Consider the following 20,374-nt stretch of genomic DNA (forward strand, 5'->3'; position numbering starts at 1 on the left):
TCGCCGCCATCAAGCGTGCCGTCGGGCATGGCTAGACGGTATCCGTTGTTCGGGCGGCGATGTAGCGGCGGCGGTGGTGCGGCCGGAAACCCAGCTCATCGGCGAGGGTGGTCGCGCCGCCGTGATAGGCATGCATGTAGCCACGGGTTGCGCCGCGATCCACGCCCCAGGCCAGCAGTGCTTCGCAGACGGCCACCGCGACCCGCTCGTCGGGAGCGCGTATCGCCGACAGGCCCACCCACCGGGTGCCGCCCGGTGCGTCGGTCACCGCTGCGCGCGCGACGGCTGAGCCCGGGTGGATGCCGAACATCAGCTCGCCGTCGACGACGGCGGTGAGGACGTCGACGGGAATCTCGCGTTGGTAGGTCCGCAGCCACGCGTCGCTCGGCCGTTGCTCTAGCGTGACGCTCGGGTCCGGCCGTTGCTCTAGCGTGACGCTCGACACGTCGCGCACCAGGACTACTTCCGTGCGCTCGGCGGTCAGGCCGGGCGGCAGCGGCAACAAGCGGTCGGGAATGGCCAGCCGCGGCGTTAGGCCGCGACGCTCGTACCAGGCTATGATCTCGGGGACAGCGCTTGCCCGGGCCGAAACATCCAGTGGCACTGCTGAATTGGCAGCCAAGCCCGCCCACGGGCCGGCCCGCAGTAGCCAGCCGTCCAGCCAGGTGTGCTCGACGCCCGGCCACGCCGCGGTGGCCGCGTGCTCGAGCGCCCGGATTTGGGAGGTGCGCATCGGCGCGTCGGTGAGTTCCCGCAGCGCAACGACGTCGGCGGGCGCAAACTCGACGACCGCGCCCGTTTTCGTCCGCACCCGCACCATCGGATCGACCGCCAGCAGGTGTCCGACCGCGTCGGTGAGCGGCGGGACCGATCCGGCGGGTCGCCGGTAGCGAACCGTCACCCGCGTTCCGGGGTCCGGCCACGAGATCATCAGTGTCCGAACGGGTCCGGCCCCTCGCCCGGTAGCCACGACAGTCCCGGGACGCCCCAGCCGTGTGACTTGACGGCGCGTTTCGCGGCGCGGGCGTGGCGGCCGATGAGGTGGTCCAGGTATAGAAAGCCATCCAGGTGCCCGGTCTCGTGCTGCAGCATCCGCGCGAAGAGGCCGGTGCCCTCGATGGCGATGGGTTTGCCGTCGGCGTCGAGCCCGGTGACGCGCGCCCACTTCGCGCGGCCGGTGGGAAACGATTCACCGGGAACCGACAGGCAGCCTTCGTCGTCGTTGTTGGGGTCGGGCATGGTCTCGGGTATTTCGGAGGTTTCCAGGACGGGGTTGACGACCACGCCGCGGCGGCGGTCGGTCGTTCCGCGGTCCTCGGCGCAGTCGTAGACGAAGAGCCGCAAGCCGACCCCGATCTGGTTGGCGGCCAGGCCGACGCCGTGCGCGGCGTCCATGGTGTCGTACATGGTGGAGATCAACTCGGCCAGGTCCGGCGGTAGCGAACCGTCGGCGGCGACGGGCACCGGCGTCGTCGGGTTGTGCAGGACCGGATCTCCGACGATGCGAATGGGTACGACTGCCATGGTCGGCTAGCTTAGGCCCGGCGACGATCCGCGCCGCGAAGCGGCGCGGTGAGGAGCCGGGCAATCGGGTGGTATCGGCGACGATCCGCGCCGCGAAGCGGCGCGGTGAGGAGCCGGGCAATCGGGTGGCCGGACTACAACCCGGCGACGGTGTTCACCACCTCGGCCAAGCGGTCCACCTGGTCCAGTTCGGCGATCCCGGGCAGGGCGATGACTTCGTCCATGCCGACATCCAGGCAACCCTGTAGCACCTCTCGCACCGCTTCCGGCGTCGACGGTGGCGCTTGAATGATCTCCTCGACCGCCGGCGCCCGCAAAGCTGCCAGATTCCGGATGGAGGCGCTCGCTTCTCGGGGCATCGGCTTGAGCGCGAATGCATAGTAGTCGCCGAGGGAGGCGCTGGCCTTTTCGCGTGCGTTGGGCCCCAGGCCGAAGTAGAACGCGCCCACAAAGCGTGGCCTGCCCTCGCGGCCCGCCGCTTTCCATGACTTTTCTGCCTCGCGATAGAGTTCGGCGGCTTCCGTGGGCGGGCCTTCGTGGAGATATCCGTCGGCCCAGCGGCCGACGCGGCGAATCGCGGCCGGCAGGTAGCCGCCGATCAGCACCTCCGGTCCGCCCGGACGCGTCGGCGTCGGCCCGATGGCGCCCACGCCGTCGCCGAGAGGCCGGCCCGACCAGATCTGCTTCATCAAGGCCAATTGCTTGTCGAAACGCCGCCCACGATCCTCGAAACAGGCTGACACCGCCCGAAAATCATCCACGCGTCCGCCGACCGCCATCCCCAACGTCAGCCGCCCATGGGAAAGCGCATCGAGGCTCGCCGCCTGCTTGGCCAGGAGCGTGGCGTTGCGCAGTGGTGCCTGCAGGATGGACGTCATCAGACCGACACGTTGTGTGACTCCCGCGACGGAGGCCAGCGCGACCAGCGGCTCATAGCTGGGATAGACCACGCGGTCGATAACGGCGACGCTGGAAAGGGGCCCGGCGTCCGCGGCCCGCGCCCACTCGAGGACCAGGTCGGGCCGTGCGCCCGGGATGCTTGTTGGTAGACCGATGCCGACTTTCATCGAGACGTCTCCTGATTCCGGTACCGAATGCCGGCCCGAAGCCTATAGACCGACATCGGGCCACAGCAGGGCCAGAGGTCCCCGAAACCTGAGTCATTCACGGGCGAGCCGACCGTAGGCAAAGCGGGTCGGACGAGCGGGGCAATCTAACCAAGTCGGCCGACTCGCGGGTCTGGATTACGGCTTGAGGGTTCGCGGCGTGGTTCAATATTCGCCGAAACATGCCCCTATGTAAGTCAAGTCATTCGAGCACACTGAGAATCGCCGGAAGGGTCCAGGGGAAGCGATATGGACAGCGCCATGGCGCGGGCAAATCGATCGGGGGACGACGCTGAAATCGCCGATGGGCTGACCCGCCGTGAACACGACATCCTGGCATTCGAACGTCAGTGGTGGAAATACGCCGGGGTGAAAGAAGAAGCCATCAAAGAGCTGTTCTCGATGTCGGCGACGCGCTACTACCAGGTGCTCAACGCGCTCGTCGATCGACCGGAAGCGCTGGCCGCCGACCCGATGCTGGTGAAGCGGTTGCGGCGGATGCGTGCCACCCGCCAGAAGGCGCGGGCGGCCCGGCGGCTCGGCTTCGAGGTGACCTGACAGGTCCGTGCCTTTGCAGGTTCTGGCACGTTTCTGGCTACAGTGGGCTCGATGAAAGAGCGAGTTCCCGACTCGACCGGGCTTCCCTTGCGGGCCATGGTGATGGTGTTGTTATTCCTGGGGGTCATTTTCCTGCTGCTCGGCTGGCAGGCGCTGGGCTCGTCCGGAAACACCGACGACGACTCGGCGTCGCCGGTGTCCAGCGTGACCGCTACCACCAGCTCGTCTCCCACGTCGAGCAAGCCCCCGGCGAACCAGGCCGAGGTGCGCGTTTACAACATCTCGTCGAAAGAGGGCGTCGCTACGCGCACCAAGGATGAGCTCACGGCCGCCGGCTTTAAGGTGACTGACGTCGGGAACCTGTCGTTGACCGACGTCTCGGCCACCACGGTCTACTACACCGACGCCGACGGTGAACATGCCACCGCGGACGCAGTGGGCCAGAAGCTGGGCGCGGCCGTCGAACCGAGAATCCCCGCGCTCAACAGCCAGCCGCCCGGGGTCATCGTCCTGGTTACCGGCTGATCGCCCGGCTGCTCGAATTCGCGGCGCGGCCCCCCTCTCGCTCGCGAACGTAACGTCACCGCGAAATCCGGCGCTCGAATTCGCAGCGGCGTTACGCTCGCGGACGGGAAGACGCTCGCGAACGGAAGACCGCCACAGAGAATCGTTTCGGTGGTGTCGTCGCAGCGTTAGGCTCTCGCTATGCGTAAGCTTGCCGCCGCGCTGTCCCTGTTGTCTCTGGCCACGTGCGTCGCGCTGCTCAGCGCCTGCACGCCAAACCAGCCCCCGGCGTCCACACCGGGCACCACGCCGGCGGTGTGGACCGGATCGGCGCCGCCGGCCGGCGCCGAGGGTGAAGAGTCCGCTTCGCAGAGCATGACCACCCACCTGAAGGCGCCCGACGGCACTCAGGTCGCGACCGCGAAGTTCGATTTTAGCAACGGCTACGCCACCGTCACGATCGCGACGACGGGCGCTGGTCAGCTCGCGCCGGGCTTCCACGGGGTACACATCCATAAGGTGGGCAAGTGCGAGGCCAATTCGGTCGCCCCAACCGGCGGCGCGCCCGGCGACTTTCTGTCCGCCGGCGGGCACTTCCAGGTGCCCGGACACTCCGCCGAACCGGCCAGTGGCGACCTGACCTCACTGGAAGTCCGCAAAGACGGTGTCGGGATGCTGGTCACCAGCACCGACGCCTTCACCCTGGACGACCTGTTGGCCGGCGAGAAGACCGCCATCATCATCCACGCCGGCGCCGACAACTTCGGCAACATCCCGCCGGATCGCTACCACCAGACCAACGGAACACCGGGTCCCGACGAGACCACGATGACGACCGGTGACGCCGGCAAGCGGGTGGCGTGCGGTGTCGTCGGTGCCGGCTAAGAGGGCCTTTAAAAGAGGGCCGGAAAGAGCCGGGGCCCGTATCGATTTCGCGCCCTCGCCGCGGCCGACCATCGGCGTGGAGTGGGAGTTCGCGCTCGTCGACGCGCAAACCCGCGACCTGAGCAACGAAGCCACCGCGGTCATGGCCGAGATCGGCGAAAACCCGCGCGTGCACAAGGAACTGCTGCGCAACACCGTCGAAGTGGTCAGCGGTATCTGTGAATGCACCGCAGCGGCGATGGAGGATCTGCGCGACACACTGCGCCCGGCCCGCAAGATCGTCCGGGGCCGCGGCATGGAACTGTTCTCCGCCGGCACGCACCCGTTCGCGCGGTGGTCCACCCAGAAGCTCACCGACGCACCGCGCTACGCCGAGCTGATCAAGCGCACCCAGTGGTGGGGCCGGCAGATGCTGATCTGGGGTGTGCATGTGCACGTTGGCATCTCGTCGGCGAACAAGGTGATGCCGATCATGACGTCGCTGCTCAATTTCTACCCGCACCTGTTGGCGCTGTCGGCGTCGTCACCGTGGTGGGTCGGCGAAGACACCGGATACGCCAGCAACCGGGCGATGATGTTCCAGCAGTTGCCCACCGCCGGGCTGCCTTTCCACTTTCAGACCTGGGCGGAGTTCGAAGGCTTCGTCTACGATCAGAAGAAGACCGGCATCATCGACCATATCGACGAAATCCGTTGGGACATAAGGCCATCTCCACACCTCGGCACCCTTGAAGTGCGGGTCTGCGACGGCGTGTCCAACCTGCGCGAGCTGGGTGCGCTGGTCGCCTTGACCCATTGCCTCGTCGTGGACCTCGATCGCCGGCTGGATGCCGGTGAGACGCTACCGACCATGCCGCCGTGGCATGTCCAGGAGAACAAGTGGCGCGCGGCTCGCTACGGCCTGGACGCGGTGATCATCTTGGACGCCGACAGCAACGAGCGGCTGGTGACCGAGGACCTCGCCGAGGTGCTGACCCGGCTCGAGCCGGTCGCCAAGTCGCTGCATTGCGCCGACGAGCTGCGCGCGGTGGCCGACATCTGGCGCGATGGTGCCTCATACCAGCGGCAGCGGCGGGTGGCCGAGGAACACGACGGTGACCTGCGCGCGGTCGTCGACGCGCTGGTGGGTGAGCTGGATATCTGATGGCCGATCCCGAACCCATTGAGCTGGCGATGTTTCCGCTGGAGTCGGCGCTGCTGCCCAACGAGGACCTGCCGCTGCGGATTTTCGAGCCCCGCTACGGCGCGCTGGTGCGGCGCTGCCTCGACGGTGACGAGCCGTTCGGTGTCGTGCTGATCTCTGCCGGCCGCGAGGTCGGTGGCGGTGACTCGCGCTGTGATGTCGGAACCCTGTGCGGGATAGCTGAATACGCCGATCTCGGTGCCGGCCGATATGCGCTGCGCTGCCGGACCGGGCAGCGGATCCGGGTGTGCGAGTGGCTGCCCGACGATCCCTACCCGCGGGCGACCGCAACGCTGTGGCCGGACGAGTCTGGGGACGCGGTGACGCACGCCCAGCTGCTCGATCTCGAAGACCGGGTGATGGCCCTGTTCGAGCGGATCGCCGAGACTCGCGGCGCGGCGCAGCCGGACCGCGACGTGCTCCTGGGCCGCGGCGCGGGCGACACGGCCGATGCCGGGCAGCGCCTGTACGCGTTGGCATCTCGCACCCCGATCGGCACGGCCGACCGCTACAGCGTGCTGTCGGCGCCGTCGGCCGCCGACCGCCTGGCCGCGCTCAGCGAGGCCGTGGACGCGGTGGCCGACATGGTGGAATTCCAGCTGTCCGAATGAGTACCGATCTGGTTGTCGACATCAACGAGGGCGTGGGTGTGCTCACGCTCAATCGCCCCGAGCATCTCAACGCCTACACCGCCGACATGGGCAGGCTGCTGAGCCAGGCGTACCTGGAGTGCGACGGTGACGACGACGTCCGCGCCATCGTGCTAACCGGCGCGGGCAGTGCCTTCTGCGTGGGAGCGGACTTCTCCGGCAACATCTCGCCGTTCGAGGCGCCCGCGGACGACAGCACGTTTTCGGCATCGCCGATCGATCCCGCCGCCTTCGAATTGCGCAAGCCGGTGATCGCCGCGCTCAACGGCCACGCCATCGGCATCGGCCTGACCCTTGCCCTGCAGGCCGACATCCGCGTCGTGGCCGAGGATGCCAAATACGGTGTGGTGCAAGTACGTCGGGGAGTGATACCCGACTGCATGTCGCACTGGACCCTGGCGCACCTGGCCACCCTGGGGGTGGCCGCCGAGGTGCTGCTCACCGGGCGCACCTTCACCGGTGTGGAGGCGGTGGCGCTCGGCATTGCGAATCGGGCGCTGCCCGCCGAGCGGGTGCTCGACCAGGCGTTGGAAATGGCCCGCGACATCGCGGCCCACGTGGCGCCGATGTCGGCGGCGTTGTGCAAGCGGCTGCTGTGGGACAGCGCGATCAACAACTACACCCCGCGACAGGTCGCGTCGCTGGAAACCCAGCTGCACCACCGCGTGATGGGCAGTGCCGACGCCCGCGAAGGGGTGGCCGCGTTCCTGGACAGGCGGCCGCCGCGGTTCAGCTCGCGGCTTTCGGCCGACTGGGCGGAACTCCCGGAGCCATGAGCCGGCTTGTTTCAGTCGACTCTGCGTCCACCAGGCAAAAGTGCGAGTAGAGCCCCTGGTCAGCGCAGAGTCAAAGTCGAAACCCCGGGCCTCACCCGCCCAGCAACTCGGCCAGCGCGACGCCGAGGTTGTGCAGGTTGGTCTTCAGCGAATACGTCCGGTCGATGGTCCAGTTGAGGATGCCCCCGGAGAGCGCGCCAACGATGATGTCGGCCAACGTTTCCGCGTCGTGTCGCACGCTGACCTCGCCGCGGGCGACGCCCTCCTTGACGAGTTCGACGAACGTGTCGTGCAGGTTGAATCCGCGCTGAATGCCGTAGCCGCTGGTGGAGAGCATCTCCCCGATCATCTCGCGGTAGGTGTCACCGGATCCGATCAGCGCGGTGGCGATGTCGTCGAAAACACCGACGAGCCGGTCCGGGATCGGTTGATCCGCGCGGTCGAAGACGACGTCGCGCAGGTTGACCAGCCGCCGCTCCGCCAGCGCGCGGATCATGTCCTGACGGGTGGCGAAGTGGTTGAAGAACGTTCGGTTGGCTACATCGGCGCGCTCGCAGATCTCCTCGAGGGTGGTGGCAGCAACGCCTTGGCTCAGGAACAGCTCGAAGGCGGCCGCGAGAATCTTCTCCCGCACCTCGAGCTTTCGTCGTTCGAGCCGGTTCACTATGTGGCACAAAGCTTCTCGGAAAGCGCCCACCAGTCGGCCGCGCGCCGCTCGTCGCGGGCATAGGGCGCGACATTTTCGCTGACGCTGCAGTCTTCCAGATACAGTCCTCCTCGGCCGGCCAGCTCCGGGCCGACCGCGGCCCAAACCTGGGTGGCCGCACCGTGTTCGGGCGTGACGAAGTCGAGGAAGCCTTCGGTCGGTTTGCCGCGCGCCGCACCGCTGGCGACGGCGTATTCGCGTAGCCGCGAGAAGTCCGAACGGGACATGTGCCGCGCCAGCGACGTGGCCACGGTGCCGGGATGAACGGCGAAGGCGCGGATGCCCAACTCGCGCAGGCGGCGGTCGGCCTCGACGGTGTGCAGGATGTTCGCCGTCTTGGACGCGCCGTAGGCGACGAACTTGTCGTATTCGCGGCTCTCCCAGTTGGGGTCGTCGAGGTCGACGTCACCCAGCACATGGCCCGCGGACGACAGGGTGACGATCCGGGCGCCCTCGGCGGCGAGTTGCGGGATAAGGAGCCGGGTGAGTTCGAAGTGCCCGAAATGGTTTGTCCCTATTTGCATTTCGAATCCATCGTGCGTCCGCCCGAAGGGGGTGAACATGACGCCGGCGTTGTTCATCAAGATATGAATCGCCGGCGCGATGTCGCGGATCGCGCCCACCGCAGCCCGAACGCTGGCCAGCGCCGTGAGGTCGAGCCGCACCGTGGAGGTCCGGGCGCCGGGCGTCTCGGCGTCGATCCACCGGGCCGCCCGCACCAGGGCGTCTTGGTTGCGCGCGGCCAAAACCACGTGCGCGCCCGCGGCGGCCAATGCGCGCGCCGACTCGCGGCCCAGCCCCGACGACGCCCCCGTGATCACACATACCTTGCCCGACAGGTCGATTCCCTCGACGACGTGCAGGGCGGTCGGACGTTCGGTCATGCCGGCGTGAGCTCCCAGAGGGGAACGACCACACCCGGGTCGCATTCCTCGTCGACGATCCACTTGCACATCCGCCGGATCGGCTCGATGGCATCCTGCGGCGCGGCGACCGCGACGTTGCACGCGTAGCCCAGGCTGGTCAGCCGCTGGGCGCCGAACAGCGGCAACGTGTCTCGCAGCCGCCGCTTGAGGGATTCCGGGTAGATGCCGATGGTCTGAGTGTAGGCGTTAACCGCCGCGTTCACCTGGTCGATGCTGTCCACCGGGACGATGTTGGCCACCCGCCCGGACAGCATCGGCGCATAATCCACAGGCTCGTCGAATTGCGAGACGACGATGGCGCCCTCGCGCCGCTCGCCACCGATGACGCGGTAAAAGTCCTCGGCCATGCGCGAGGCCTCCACATGGTCGAGCAGCTCGCGGTTCGGATACCGTGGCGGGGTGCTGACTACGGCGGGCAAGGACATCAATTCCTGGTAGATCATTTCGCCGAGCCGATTGGCGTTGGCCAGACCGCCGGCGTTGGTTCCGCTGAGCACGTAGATGACCCGGGCGTTGGCGCACCCCTCCTGGTTGGCCACGCCGATATCGGTGGCGGCGCGGCGGGCAACCTCTCGCATCGTGTGTTCGTCGGCGAACGCCTCGCGGCCGATGATGGTGGCGCTGCGCTTCGGGTCCAGCGCGATGAGCTCCAAACCTGGCTGGATGTAACGGGTTACGTGCTTGACCGACGCCAGCCCACCCCACGCCACGATTTTCTCGATGTGCTGCGGTCGGTAGAGGGCTTCCTCGACGGCCAGGTCGCCGCCCTTCCAGTACCCGACCGCCAAGTGCCTGGTGATCGGATGGTCCGGCGCCACGTCGGCGAGCGTGCGGGCGATCGCGATCGCGGTCAGCGGATCGTTGGACGGCGCCTTGACGATGGCGTCGGAGCGGGTGATCACCGAACGCAGGATGGTCACCGCCGAGACCAGCCCGCCGTTGCCCGCCGGAACGTGCAGCACGCGGGATCCGAAGGCGCGCACCCGCAGTTCGCGCCCGTCGCGCAGTTTGTGCGGGACCCACCCGTTGAGGTAGTCCAGCCCGACCTGGCTGTCGGCGATTTCGGTGACGTTGTCGCGGGAAAACAGCGGCCCCAGAACGCGATAGCTGTTCTTCAACATTTCGGCGGGCAGCACGTTGGCCACCAGCGACGCCTCGCAGGCCTCCTGCAGGTGGGCGTTCGACTCGAAGGCTAGCGCGTCTCCCAGCGCCTCGAGCACGTCGAGGATCTCGTCGAAACTCAGCTCGTAGAGGTCGCGCATTTCCACGGGGCTTTTCAGCGGCACCCGCCCGACGTGCTTGCCCATGTCCGGTGCCTGGAACTGCGACTCGCCGCTGCGGGTACCGAACGAGACGAGGTCGTCGGTAATGACCTGGCCCCGTAGGAACAGCGGGACGGTGTAGGCGATCACAGGTCCAGGCCCTTCATGAAGTTCACCGCCTCGTTGTGCACCTCATGCGTTGCGGCACAGGTGATCCGGTCGTCCTCGACATCCTGTTTCTCGCTGTAGCGGATGATGTCCTTTTCGAACGCGACGCTGGCCTGCCCACACGGGCAGCGCAGGTCCCAGTCGATGGTGACCTCGTCGCCGGAGATGACGCCGCCCCAGTGGGCGCGCAGCAGAATGTCGTAGACGGCCGCGCGACCGGTCCGCACACCGGTGCGGGGCAGCGGCTCGCTGGTATCGGGATCGAGCACGAACGGAATCACCCACGGGGCCACGTGGTAGCGGCCCTCGCTGCAACCCCAGTGGAACGTGCTGGACTCGGAGAAGCCATAACCGACCTGGATCCGCTCGACGCCGAGGAATTTCTTGATGACATCCATGAAATCGTGGGGCAGCGCAACGCCTTTCATGCCACCGCCGGTAAGAATCGCCGAGTCGGGGGCGAAGACATTACGCACCCCACGCTCGAGGCCGGCCCTGGCGATGTCGTACATCAGGTGGTAGGTGCCCAGCATGAACACCCGCTTGCCGCGCAGCTGGTCGGTGATGCGGGTGAAGAAGGCCTCCATGTCCTGGGCCTGCCGCGCCTGCATGGCGGTGAACTCGTCCTTGCGGGCGGCCAGCGCCGGGTCGATCTCGAGCCGGTCGAGCTCCCCGCGCGATGCCGCCGCGCGCATCTTGGACGCCAGGAACATCAGGTCGGTGTCCACCGCAAAGGGGTAGAGCGCGTGGAACCTGCTCTCGTCGCCGCCGGTGAAGCCGCGCTTGATCATGTTCGCGATGCGCAGGTGACCGAGCTTGCCGTTGGCGAAGTTGGGCCACACCACGTCCACCGACGGGTTGAGCTCCGCGTCCGTGGGCTCGCGGCCGAAGGTCTGGAACAGGCAGATCTTCCACAGCGTCATGCCCTCTTCGGCGCCGCGCTTGTCCTTAGGAAGGATCGAGATGGTGCCGGTGGTGCCGCTGGAGGTGATGACCTCCAGCGGTGTCTGTTCGTCGAGCCGGTCGATCCAGTCGTCGATCCCGGTACAGCCATTCGTGTCCACGCCGGACAGGTCGTAGCTGGTGAGCTTGTCGAGCCACCGGGTCATCAGGTCGAAGCGCTTCTTGTCGATCAACGCGGCCGGGTACGACTTGAACGCCGTGTGCGAGAAGAACAGCGGCACAACGTCGTTGAACTCGTTGAGCGCGATGATGCCGAGCCGGTCGGCCAGCTTTCGCAGCATCTCGACGCTGTCGTAATGCTCCCGGAAACGGATGCCCATGGCCTGGCGCTGCAGCTCTTCGAGCGCGCCGCGGTCGATGCTGTGCATCCGGGTGTAGGACTGGCCGAAGAAGCCGATCGGGTCGTTCATAAATTCGTCGACCGGCAGCGCCGCCTTCCCCGTGACCGTCATCCGCCCACACTAAGCCAGCATGCAGTAGTACGCAAGAATGCAGTTTACTGCAAATGATCTCGGGGGCTGGATTTGCCCGTAAGCTGGTCAGGTTCCCATCGGGCGGCCGCGCGGAGCGGCGTCAACGAGTGCCCAAGCGGTGCCGTCTGCGGCCCGGCGCGCGATCGCACGGGGTGCGTGTCAATTTGCGCGTATGTCGTTGGCGGGGAAGGGGAGAGGGTGTTCAGCTATTTGTTGGCGCTGGACCAAATCCAGCAGGCCATCCTGAAGATCGATGTCACCAATGGCGAGTCCACGGTGTTGGTGCGCGGTTTGGACGCCGCGCCGGACGGCATTGTCGTCGATCCGCAGCACCGGCACATCTACTGGACGAACATGGGCGCTCCCGGGCTGCCCGCTGGGCGCGCTCCCAAATCCGAGGCCGACTTGGACTTCTATCGCAGGAACGGATCGATCGAACGCGTTGGCCTGGACGGCAGCGGGCGCACCTACGTGGTGCCCGAGGGCGCGTTCGTGACCGGCAAACAGCTTGCCGGAGCGTGGTCGGCGGGGCGACTGTATTGGTCCGACCGGGAGGGCGCCGCGGTAAAAAGCGTTCGCCTCGACGGCACGGACCTGCGCGACGAGGTCGTGGCGGCGACCACCGATGCTGAACGGGCACAAGCCCGCAACCAGTGCGTGGGCATCGCCGTCGACGAAGAGAACGGACTGTTGTACTGGACCCAAAAAGGCCCGTCGAACGGCAACGAGGGCCGCATCATGCGCACATCGCTGGATGCGCCGGTCGCCGACCGTGTGATCGAAGTCCTCTGGTCGGGGCTGCCCGAACCGATCGACTTGGAGGTCGATGCCGCCTCCGGCGTGATGTATTGGACCGATCGGGGTGATCCGCCGCGGGGAAACACCCTCAACAAGGCGGCGATTCCCGCGGTCGGTGAGCCCGGCGGCAAGGTGGCCGTGTTGTCGGATCAGTACCACGAGGCGATCGGTTTGGCCCTCGACAGGGACGCGGGCAAAGCCTACGTCAGCGACCTTTCCGGAGAGATCCGCGTGGTCGACATTCACGGGGGCGGCGAGCGCGTATTACTCAGGCACACGGGCAATTTCACCGGAATAGCCGGCATCTGAACCCGCAACTTCCAGGAAGGGAGACGCCATGAGTTATTCACCGCCCACCAATATCGAGAACCGGCCCATCACCATCGTCGGTGCCGGCACCTTGGGACGCCGAATCGCGTTGACGTACGCCACACGGGGTGGCGTCGTACGGATCTACGACATATCCGACGACCCGCTCGACGACGCCAAGAAATTCATCGACGGGCAGCTTCCGGCGCTGTTGGCTGCACGCCCACAAAGCAGCCCGGCCACGGTGGAATACACCACCGACCTCGCCGCCGCCGTCAAAGACGCCTGGTACATCGTCGAATCCGTGCCCGAAATTCCCGCGCTGAAGATCGACATCCTCGGCCAACTCGATGAAATCGCCGAACCGGACGCCATCATCGGCACCAACTCGTCGTCGTATGAGAGCAGCGAATTGATCGGCAAGGTCAAGCATCCCGAACGGGTGCTCAACACCCACTATGGGCAGCCGCCCGAGGCGCCGCAGCTCGAACTCATGACCGACGGGCACACCGATGAGCGGATTTTCGATCTCCTCACCAAGGAACTGCCCAAGTACGGCTTCGTGACCGCCGCGGCGCGCAAGGAAAGCGTCGGTTTCATCATCAACCGCGTGTGGGCGGCGATCAAACGCGAATCGTTGGCCGTGGTCGCCGAGGGCGTCACCACCCCGGCCGAGTTCGACCAGCTGTGGGTCGGTGCGGGTCTCGGACCCGTGGGCGTGTTCCGGCTCATCGACAAGGTCGGCCTCGACGTCGCGCTCGATATCGAAGAGAACTACCTGAAGAAATTCCCCTACATCCCCACGAAGTCACGCGACTTGCTGAAAAGCTATGTCGACCAAGGAAAACTCGGCGTCAAGTCGGGCGAAGGCTTCTACAACGACTACCGGTAACCGACTTCTCGGCGTGGATGTGCTTTCGCGGCAACGCGTTTCAGTGTCCACCGCGTCACGATCCGGTGACCGCCGGTGCCCGACGACTGTATGGGCGCGGCAATCCGCGGGCCGTCGACGCCGTCGCGCGCGCGGTTGCCGACCTGCCCTACGCCGTCGTGCGGCGCCACGCGTACGACGAGCCAATGCCGTCCTGGCTCGAAGCCGACGTCGCGGCGGCGGCGCGGGCGATGCTAAAGAGTTTTGGCGAACGCGCGTAACGACTGCACCTGCGTGGGATCCAGCGAGGGGCGCACAGTGTCGCGGGCCGCCGCGAGGTCGGCGGCCGTCACGTCGGCGGCGTCGATGGATCGCCGCATGGCGGTGAGCGCGGCCTCGCGCAGCAGCGCCACGCAGTCGGCGGCGCTGTAGCCCTCGAGCGCGGCGGCCACCTCGTCGAGGTCGACGTCGGCGCTCAGCGGGATGGATTTGCCCGCGGTGCGCAGGATTTCGCGGCGGGCCGCGGCGTCGGGCGGTTCGACGAACACCATCCGCTCCAGCCGGCCCGGGCGCAGCAGCGCGGGGTCGATCAGGTCGGGCCGGTTGGTGGCGCCCAGCACCACGACGTCGCGTAGCGGGTCGATCCCGTCGAGCTCGGTCAGCAGCGCGGCCACCACGCGATCGGTCACGCCGGAGTCGAAGCTCTGCCCGCGCCGGGGCGCCAACGCGTCCACCTCGTCGAGGAACACCAGCGACGGGGCGGAATCCCGGGCGCGCCTAAACAATTCACGCACGGCTCGCTCGCTGCTGCCCACCCACTTGTCCATCAGCTCGGAGCCTTTGACGGCGTGCACGCTCAGCTGGCCCGTGCTGGCCAGCGCGCGGACCACGAAGGTCTTGCCGCAGCCGGGCGGGCCGTACAGCAGCACCCCGCGCGGCGGATCGACGCCCAGCCGGGCGAAGGTGTCGGGATGCTGCAACGGCCACAACACCGCTTCGGTCAGGGCCTGCCTGGCCTCGGCCATGTCGCCGACGTCGTCGAGCGTGATGTTGCCGACGGTCAACTCCTCACCGGCCGAGCGCGACAGCGGTCGGATGACGCTCAGCGCACCGACGAGGTCGTCCTGGTTCAGCTTCGGTGGTTGGCCGTCGGTGCTGGCCCGGGACGCGGCCCGCAGCGCGGCTTCGCGCACCAGCGCGGCCAGGTCGGCGACGACGAAACCCGGTGTGCGTCCGGCGATCTCATCAAGATCGAGATCGCCGACGGGCGCCGGTTTGAGCAGCGCCTCCAGCAGCGCCTTGCGGGTGGCGGCGTCCGGCAGGGGCAGGCCCAGCTCACGGTCGCACAGGTCGGGCGCCCGCAGCCGGGCATCGAGCTGGTCGGGTCGCGCGGAGGTGGCGATCAATGCGACGCCCTCGGTGGCGACGGCGGCGCGCAGCTCGCCCAGGATCAGGGCGGCCACCGGCTCGGCGGTGGCCGGCAGCAGGGCGTCGGCGTCGGCGATCAACAGCACGCCGCCGCCGTCGCGAACCTTCTTCACCGCCGAGGCAACGGTTTTCAGCCGGTCATCGGCGGCCAGCGCGCCAACCTCCGGGCCGTCCAGCTCGATCAGCCTGCGCCCGTCGCACACCGCGCGCACCAGCGTCACCTTGCCCACGCCGGCCGGACCCGACACCAGCACGCCCAGGTTGGCGCCCGCGCCCAAGGTCTTCAGCAGGTGCGGTTCGTCGAGCGAAAGCTTGAGCCATTCGGCGAGCTTGGCGGCCTGTGGCTGCGAGCCCTTGAGCTCCTCGACGAGGACCTCTGGGGTCCCGGTGCTGAGCTGCTCGTGCGGGGAGGCTCCGACGCCGGTGCCCCAGGTGACCAGCGAATTCGGCTGCACGCTGACCGGTCCCTCGGGGTCGGCGCCGGTGACGGTCAACAGCTCGGAGGTCCAGCTGATCCCGACCGAGGCCGCCAGCGCACGGGTGGCGGCCGACGTCGACGTACCGGGGCCCAGGTCGCGGGGCAGCAGCGACACGGCGTCGCCGACCGTCATCACCTTGCCCAGCAGGGCCTGCCGCAGGGTGACCGGCGTAATCGATTGGGTGGCCAGCGTCGAGCCGCTCAGCGTCACCGACCGCGCGCCGCAGACAGTGACCGCGCTGACGATCACCGCGGTGCCCTCCCGCAGCCCGGCGTTGGACAGCGTCACGTCGTCGAGCAGCGCGGTGCCCACCGGGGTGCCCGGGCCCGCCAGGCCCGCGACCGCGGCCGTGGTCCGCGACCCGGTCAGCAACACCGCGTCCCACTCCCGAATGCCAAGGGCGGCAACGGCGCTCGGATGCAACCGGACCACGCCGCGGCGGGAGTCGACGGCGGAGGTGTTCAGCCGGGCGGTGAGGGTGAGCTGACCGCCCGCCGCGCCCGGGGCATTCACCGCAACCGCCCGCTCGGCTTGCGCAGCCCTAGCCGGGCCATCGACCGCCGGTTGGGCTGGGCCCGACGGTCCGCGCGCCGGGCGGCGCGCCGTTGCTTGGGTTTGTCGTCCCACGCCTCGGGATGCGCGGCCAACCAGCGCTGGTTGCGGATCGCGAACGGGACGTGGCACAGGTAGGCGACGATGATCACCCAGATCAACAGGTAGGGGGCCAGCACCGCCGCCGCGGCGCAGATCGCCAGCACCGCCAGCAGCGGGGCCGCCCAGTTCGGCGGCACCGCCACCGCATGCATCTTTCTCATCGGGATCTTGCTGACCATCAGCACCGACGTCCCCGCCACCCAGATGCACAGGAACACCGGCGACGTCCACCAGCCCTCACCGAACTGCAGCTTGAGCCCGATGAGGCCGATCATCGAGACCGCGCCCGCCGGCGCGGGCATCCCGACGAAGAATTCGTGCGCGTAGGCGGGCTGGGTCCCGTCGTCTTGCAGCGTGTTGTACCTCGCCAACCGCAACACGACGCACACCGCGTACAACAGCACCACGATCCAGCCGGCCGGCGATTCGGCCAGCATCGTCACGTAGAGCACGATCGCGGGCGTCACCCCGAAGTTCACCGCGTCGGCCAGCGAGTCGATTTCCTCGCCCATCCGCGACTGGGCGTCCAGGATGCGGGCCACCCGGCCGTCCAGCCCGTCCAGGATGGCGGCCGCGGCGATCAGCGCCATCGCCGCTTTCGGCTGGTGCTCGAGGGCGAACTTGATCGAGGTCAACCCCGCGCAGATCGACAGCACCGTCATCGCGCTGGGCAAAATCTGCAAGTTGACGGCCCGGCGGGCGCGGGGCTTGCTGATCATGGCAGGTCGGCCAACACGGTCTCGCCGGCGATCGCGCGCTGGCCGACTTTCACGACCGGCTCCGTGCCCGCCGGCAAATAGGTGTCCAGCCGGGAGCCGAACCGGATCAGGCCGTAGGTGTCGCCGATCGACAGCTTGTCCCCGACGTGGGCGTCGCACACGATGCGGCGCGCCAGCAGCCCGGCGATCTGCACGACGACGATCTCGGCGCCGGTGTCGGTGCGGATCCGCAGGCTGGTGCGCTCGTTCTCGGCGCTCGCGGCGGGCAGATCGGCCGAGCCGAAGCGGCCCGGCTTATGTTGCACGGCAACGACTTCACCGCTGATCGGGGCGCGCTGCACGTGGGCATCCAGCAGCGAAAGAAAGATGCTGACCCGGAGCAGGGGCGCGTTGCCCATGCCGAGCTCGGCCGGCGGGGCCGCGGAATCGATCACGCAGATCACGCCGTCGGCGGGCGCGACGACCGCGCCGGGCCGGGTGGGCGGCACCCGCGGGGGGTGACGGAAGAACGCCGCGCAGGCACCCGCCGCCAGCAAACCCGTCCGCCGCAGCCAGCGGTGGTTGCGTCCCGCCAGGGCCAGTCCCAGACCGGCGGCGATGAACGGCCGCCCGGCCGGGTGCACCGGCGGTATGGCGGAGCGCACCAACTCCACGACGTGTTGCGGGCCTTCCCGAGAAGACGGGGTGCGGGGGCGTCGTGCCACGCGGTCATCTTACGGAGCCCCGGCGGCCTTAGCTCAGATCCCAGACCTGCAGCGGGGTTCCTGCCGCGACTTCCACGACGTCCTCCGGGATGTCCAACAGCCCGTTCGCCGACGCCAGCCACCGCAAATGGTGTGACCCCGGCGGGCCGTAGCCGGTGACGCTGCCGGTTTCGCGGTCCAGTACCGCGCGCCGGAACTGGCGTTTGCCGCGCGGTGAGGTCAGCGATTCGGCCAGCACCGCCGGCCGGCGCGGCCGCTCCGGATCGGGCAGGCCCATGGCCATCCGCAGCGCGGGCCGGATGAACACCTCGAAGGACACCAGCGCGCTGACCGGGTTGCCGGGCAGGGTGACGATCGTCGCGCCGGCTCCTTTTGTCCGTAAGCGCCCGATGCCCTGCGGCATTCCCGGTTGCATTGCCACCTTGACGAATTCGACTCCCCGGTCGCCCTCCCGGCCGAACGCGTCCTTGACCACCTCGTAGGCGCCGGCGCTGACCCCGCCGCTGGTGATGATCAGCTCCGCATCGGCGGCGTGCCGGTCAAGGATCGCGGTGAACTGCGCGACGTCGTCTTCGGCGGTCGCCACGGCGATCACGTCGGCGCCGGCGTCGCGCACGGCCCCGGCGAGCATGACCGAGTTGGACTCGTAGATCTGCCCCGGCCGCAGCGGGGTGCCCGGCGACACCAGCTCCGACCCGGTCGATATCACCAGCACCCGCTGGCGCGGGATCACCGGCAGCTCGGCCATTCCCAGCGCCGCGGCCAGGCCCAGCGCGGCCGGCGTCACGACCTGGCCCCTACTTAAGACGGTGGTGCCGGGGGCGACGTCCTCGCCGGCTCGCCGGATGTGCTTGCCGGGCGGGCCGGGCCGCCGGATCACCACCGATGCACCGCCGCTTTCCACACCGCCGTCGGTGTCCTCGACCGGCACGATGGCCGTCGCGCCGGCCGGCACCGGCGCGCCGGTCATGATGCGGTGCGCGGTCCCCTGTTGCAGCGTCAATGGGTCGGTGCGTCCGGCCGGGATGTCCTCGGCGACCGGCAACACCACCGGCCGTTCGGGCGTGGCGCCCGAGGTGTCCTCGGCGCGCACCGCGTAGCCGTCCATCGCGGAGTTGTCGAAGACCGGCAGCGCCAGCCGCGCGACCACGTCGTCGGCCAACACGAGGCCCTGGGCCTCCGCCAGCTTTACCGTGACCGCCGGGCGGGCACGGATCATCTCCCTGACGATGCGCTGATGTTCGTCGACTGACCGCATCCGGCCATTATCGGCCCCGCCGCCGGGAGTGCTCGGGAAAGTCGGTGCTGCGCCGTCTTGAGCTGGTGTCGTGAGTCATTAATTCGTCGGCTTGGCTACGGACTCGAGGATTTGGTCGGCGGTCTTGGGGTTAGGGGCGGGTTGCGGTGTTGTGTGAGTTGAGGTGTTCGGGTGTGGCGGGTGGTGGGTCAGCGGTGGTCGTGTTCGGTTGTCGAAAGGTGTTGTGCTCCTGGGTTTCGGTGCCGGGGTATAGGTGTCGGTAGGTTGATAGTGCTGTGGCTGGGCGTGATGCGGTGATCGCGCGTCCCATGTCGGTGGTGCTGACGTGAAGAACACCAGGGTCGGTGCATAGGAGTTGTCTGAGGTCGCGGCGGCTGGGTGCGTGTCGGTGCAGTCTGCGGATCCGCGCACGCTGGCACGTCCGGATGACTTCACGGGCATAGCGGGCGTTGCCGGCGACGTCGAGCAACGTGCCACTGCCGTACGGGATCGACCGCAACCGGGCCGCTTCGGCGCGCAGCAGATCCCACGCCGCGTCCTGCACCACCACCAACTGCTCCTTGCTGGCTACGCGGCGCCCAATGGCAACGATTTCCTCAGGGGTGTAGCTAGCAAAAGCCACGGTGACGGGGAATCGGGCGGCCAGCCCGGCGTGGACTGTCAAGAAGTCCTGCATTGGGCGGGTATAGCCGGCGACGATGACCACGAACTCGTCGCGATACTGGGCCATGCACGTCAATAGCGTGTAGATCGCCTCCGCACCCCAAAAGTGGCCTTCGGTGTCGGGGGCTAGCCGGTAGGCCTCGTCGATGAACAGCACTCCGCCGCGTGCGTCGTCGCACACTTTCTTCATTCTTGTCGCGCTGTGCGATGGATCGCCTGTGGCGATGTCGCGGGCGGTGACTACGGTGATGTCTGGGCGCGTGATCATGCCCCACCCGAATAACACCTCGCCGACCACTCGGGCGAAGGTCCTTTTCGCCGTGCCTGGCGCACCCAGGAACACCATGTGGTTTTCCGGACGCGATGGCACTGTGCCCCCGTGCTCGACACCATGCCGGCCGACCTCAAGTGCGGTACGCCACATCGCGAATTGTGCTTTAGCATCGGCCAAACCGATTAATTCATCGATACGCGCCTGCGCCCACTCGAGAACCTCCTGACGCTCATGGGCCATCGCAGCACCCGTGTACGCGTCGCGACCGCCCAACACCGGCAGTGCCAGGTCCGACATCATGTGGACATTGCTGGTCGACATGTCCGCTACACCGGGTTCAACGCGGACTGGGCACACAGATCAGGCCAACACTTGCGTGCGGTAATACCCGCGGGTGGTAAGGAATTGACGCCACCACACCGCACCGCACCGCCGACCAGATCCGGATCATGGCAGTACCTCCAACACCCGGTCGTAGTCGGCGAGACCGAACGGGTCACCGACTACGACCGGGCGAAAGCCAAAGGGAGCCA

The 20,374-nt window shown here is 67.9% G+C and carries 20 protein-coding genes and 1 pseudogene; 9 read left to right on the forward strand and 12 right to left on the reverse strand.

The features are described 5' to 3' along the window. Window positions 1-31: 31 nt before the first annotated feature. The 3 genes from K3U93_RS03125 to K3U93_RS03135 all read right to left on the reverse strand — a co-directional run bounded on the left by K3U93_RS03125 (window position 32) and on the right by K3U93_RS03135 (window position 2,591). Window positions 32-931 (reverse strand): N-acetylglutamate synthase, CG3035 family, encoded by a 900-nt coding sequence (locus tag K3U93_RS03125; RefSeq protein ID WP_083011586.1) that lies wholly within the window; start codon window positions 929-931, stop codon window positions 32-34. Continuing rightward, the gene (locus tag K3U93_RS03130; protein WP_071511351.1) at window positions 931-1,524 is read right to left on the reverse strand and encodes a peptide deformylase; all 594 of its coding nucleotides are present in this window, start codon (window positions 1,522-1,524) and stop codon (window positions 931-933) included. Before K3U93_RS03130 ends, K3U93_RS03125 begins: the two co-directional genes overlap by 1 nt. A 134-nt stretch (window positions 1,525-1,658) precedes the next feature. Continuing rightward, window positions 1,659-2,591: an LLM class flavin-dependent oxidoreductase gene (locus K3U93_RS03135; protein ID WP_083011585.1), complete on the reverse strand. Its 933-nt coding sequence runs from the start codon at window positions 2,589-2,591 to the stop codon at window positions 1,659-1,661. Window positions 2,592-2,879: 288 nt separating this feature from the next. Here K3U93_RS03135 and napA point away from each other — a divergent pair, with 288 nt between their 5' ends. From napA to K3U93_RS03165, 6 genes are all read left to right on the forward strand, one after another. Further along, window positions 2,880-3,188, forward strand: coding sequence for a nucleoid-associated protein NapA (gene napA, locus K3U93_RS03140; protein WP_071511349.1), 309 nt, complete (start codon window positions 2,880-2,882; stop codon window positions 3,186-3,188). A gap of 51 nt (window positions 3,189-3,239) precedes the next feature. Continuing rightward, window positions 3,240-3,713, forward strand: a complete 474-nt coding sequence (locus K3U93_RS03145) for a LytR C-terminal domain-containing protein (protein WP_083011584.1) — start codon at window positions 3,240-3,242, stop codon at window positions 3,711-3,713. Window positions 3,714-3,893: 180 nt separating this feature from the next. After that, window positions 3,894-4,577, forward strand: coding sequence for a superoxide dismutase[Cu-Zn] (gene sodC / locus K3U93_RS03150; RefSeq protein WP_071511347.1), 684 nt, complete (start codon window positions 3,894-3,896; stop codon window positions 4,575-4,577). Continuing rightward, complete coding sequence (locus K3U93_RS03155) at window positions 4,558-5,721, forward strand: glutamate--cysteine ligase (protein ID WP_083011583.1); 1,164 nt, start codon at window positions 4,558-4,560, stop codon at window positions 5,719-5,721. The genes sodC and K3U93_RS03155 overlap by 20 nt, the downstream gene beginning before the upstream one ends. Next, on the forward strand, window positions 5,721-6,371 hold the full coding sequence (locus tag K3U93_RS03160) for an LON peptidase substrate-binding domain-containing protein (RefSeq protein WP_083011582.1): 651 nt from the start codon (window positions 5,721-5,723) through the stop codon (window positions 6,369-6,371). Before K3U93_RS03155 ends, K3U93_RS03160 begins: the two co-directional genes overlap by 1 nt. Further along, window positions 6,368-7,186 (forward strand): enoyl-CoA hydratase/isomerase family protein, encoded by an 819-nt coding sequence (locus K3U93_RS03165; protein ID WP_083011581.1) that lies wholly within the window; start codon window positions 6,368-6,370, stop codon window positions 7,184-7,186. The genes K3U93_RS03160 and K3U93_RS03165 overlap by 4 nt, the downstream gene beginning before the upstream one ends. Window positions 7,187-7,277: 91 nt before the next feature. Here the strand turns inward: K3U93_RS03165 and K3U93_RS03170 are convergent, their stop codons facing one another. From K3U93_RS03170 to K3U93_RS03185, 4 genes are read right to left on the reverse strand one after another with little or no spacing between them, the layout of a single operon-like run. Then, window positions 7,278-7,850: a TetR/AcrR family transcriptional regulator gene (locus K3U93_RS03170; protein ID WP_083011580.1), complete on the reverse strand. Its 573-nt coding sequence runs from the start codon at window positions 7,848-7,850 to the stop codon at window positions 7,278-7,280. After that, the gene (locus K3U93_RS03175) at window positions 7,850-8,776 is read right to left on the reverse strand and encodes an SDR family NAD(P)-dependent oxidoreductase (RefSeq protein ID WP_083011579.1); all 927 of its coding nucleotides are present in this window, start codon (window positions 8,774-8,776) and stop codon (window positions 7,850-7,852) included. Before K3U93_RS03175 ends, K3U93_RS03170 begins: the two co-directional genes overlap by 1 nt. Continuing rightward, a complete protein-coding gene (locus K3U93_RS03180) occupies window positions 8,773-10,230 on the reverse strand; it encodes an acyl-CoA reductase (protein WP_083011578.1) in 1,458 nt (485 codons plus the stop codon). The genes K3U93_RS03175 and K3U93_RS03180 overlap by 4 nt, the downstream gene beginning before the upstream one ends. Next, a complete protein-coding gene (locus K3U93_RS03185; RefSeq protein WP_083011577.1) occupies window positions 10,227-11,663 on the reverse strand; it encodes a long-chain-fatty-acid--protein ligase in 1,437 nt (478 codons plus the stop codon). Before K3U93_RS03185 ends, K3U93_RS03180 begins: the two co-directional genes overlap by 4 nt. 219 nt (window positions 11,664-11,882) lie before the next feature. On the opposite strand from K3U93_RS03185, the gene K3U93_RS03190 reads away from it, so the two are divergent. The 3 genes and pseudogenes from K3U93_RS03190 to K3U93_RS03200 all read left to right on the forward strand — a co-directional run. Beyond that, window positions 11,883-12,791, forward strand: coding sequence for a hypothetical protein (locus K3U93_RS03190; RefSeq protein ID WP_071513452.1), 909 nt, complete (start codon window positions 11,883-11,885; stop codon window positions 12,789-12,791). Window positions 12,792-12,819: 28 nt separating this feature from the next. After that, entirely contained in the window at window positions 12,820-13,683 is an 864-nt protein-coding gene (locus K3U93_RS03195; RefSeq protein WP_083011576.1) for a 3-hydroxyacyl-CoA dehydrogenase family protein, read from the forward strand. Window positions 13,684-13,760: 77 nt separating this feature from the next. Beyond that, window positions 13,761-13,943 (forward strand): annotated as a pseudogene (locus K3U93_RS03200) (TetR/AcrR family transcriptional regulator); the annotation flags it as partial. Here the strand turns inward: K3U93_RS03200 and K3U93_RS03205 are convergent. The 5 genes from K3U93_RS03205 to K3U93_RS03225 all read right to left on the reverse strand — a co-directional run bounded on the left by K3U93_RS03205 (window position 13,917) and on the right by K3U93_RS03225 (window position 20,162). Continuing rightward, window positions 13,917-16,082, reverse strand: coding sequence for an AAA family ATPase (locus K3U93_RS03205; protein ID WP_083011575.1), 2,166 nt, complete (start codon window positions 16,080-16,082; stop codon window positions 13,917-13,919). The pseudogene K3U93_RS03200 and the gene K3U93_RS03205 overlap by 27 nt on opposite strands. Then, complete coding sequence (pssA, locus tag K3U93_RS03210) at window positions 16,079-16,942, reverse strand: CDP-diacylglycerol--serine O-phosphatidyltransferase (protein ID WP_083011574.1); 864 nt, start codon at window positions 16,940-16,942, stop codon at window positions 16,079-16,081. The genes K3U93_RS03205 and pssA overlap by 4 nt, the downstream gene beginning before the upstream one ends. Beyond that, a complete protein-coding gene (locus tag K3U93_RS03215; protein WP_083011573.1) occupies window positions 16,939-17,646 on the reverse strand; it encodes a phosphatidylserine decarboxylase in 708 nt (235 codons plus the stop codon). Before K3U93_RS03215 ends, pssA begins: the two co-directional genes overlap by 4 nt. A 28-nt stretch (window positions 17,647-17,674) precedes the next feature. Then, window positions 17,675-18,904, reverse strand: coding sequence for a molybdopterin molybdotransferase MoeA (gene moeA / locus K3U93_RS03220; protein ID WP_083011572.1), 1,230 nt, complete (start codon window positions 18,902-18,904; stop codon window positions 17,675-17,677). Between the two features lie 130 nt (window positions 18,905-19,034). Then, window positions 19,035-20,162: an AAA family ATPase gene (locus K3U93_RS03225; protein ID WP_083011571.1), complete on the reverse strand. Its 1,128-nt coding sequence runs from the start codon at window positions 20,160-20,162 to the stop codon at window positions 19,035-19,037. Window positions 20,163-20,374 lie beyond the last annotated feature (212 nt).

It is taken from the genome of Mycobacterium malmoense (assembly GCF_019645855.1).
GTDB lineage: Bacteria > Actinomycetota > Actinomycetes > Mycobacteriales > Mycobacteriaceae > Mycobacterium > Mycobacterium malmoense.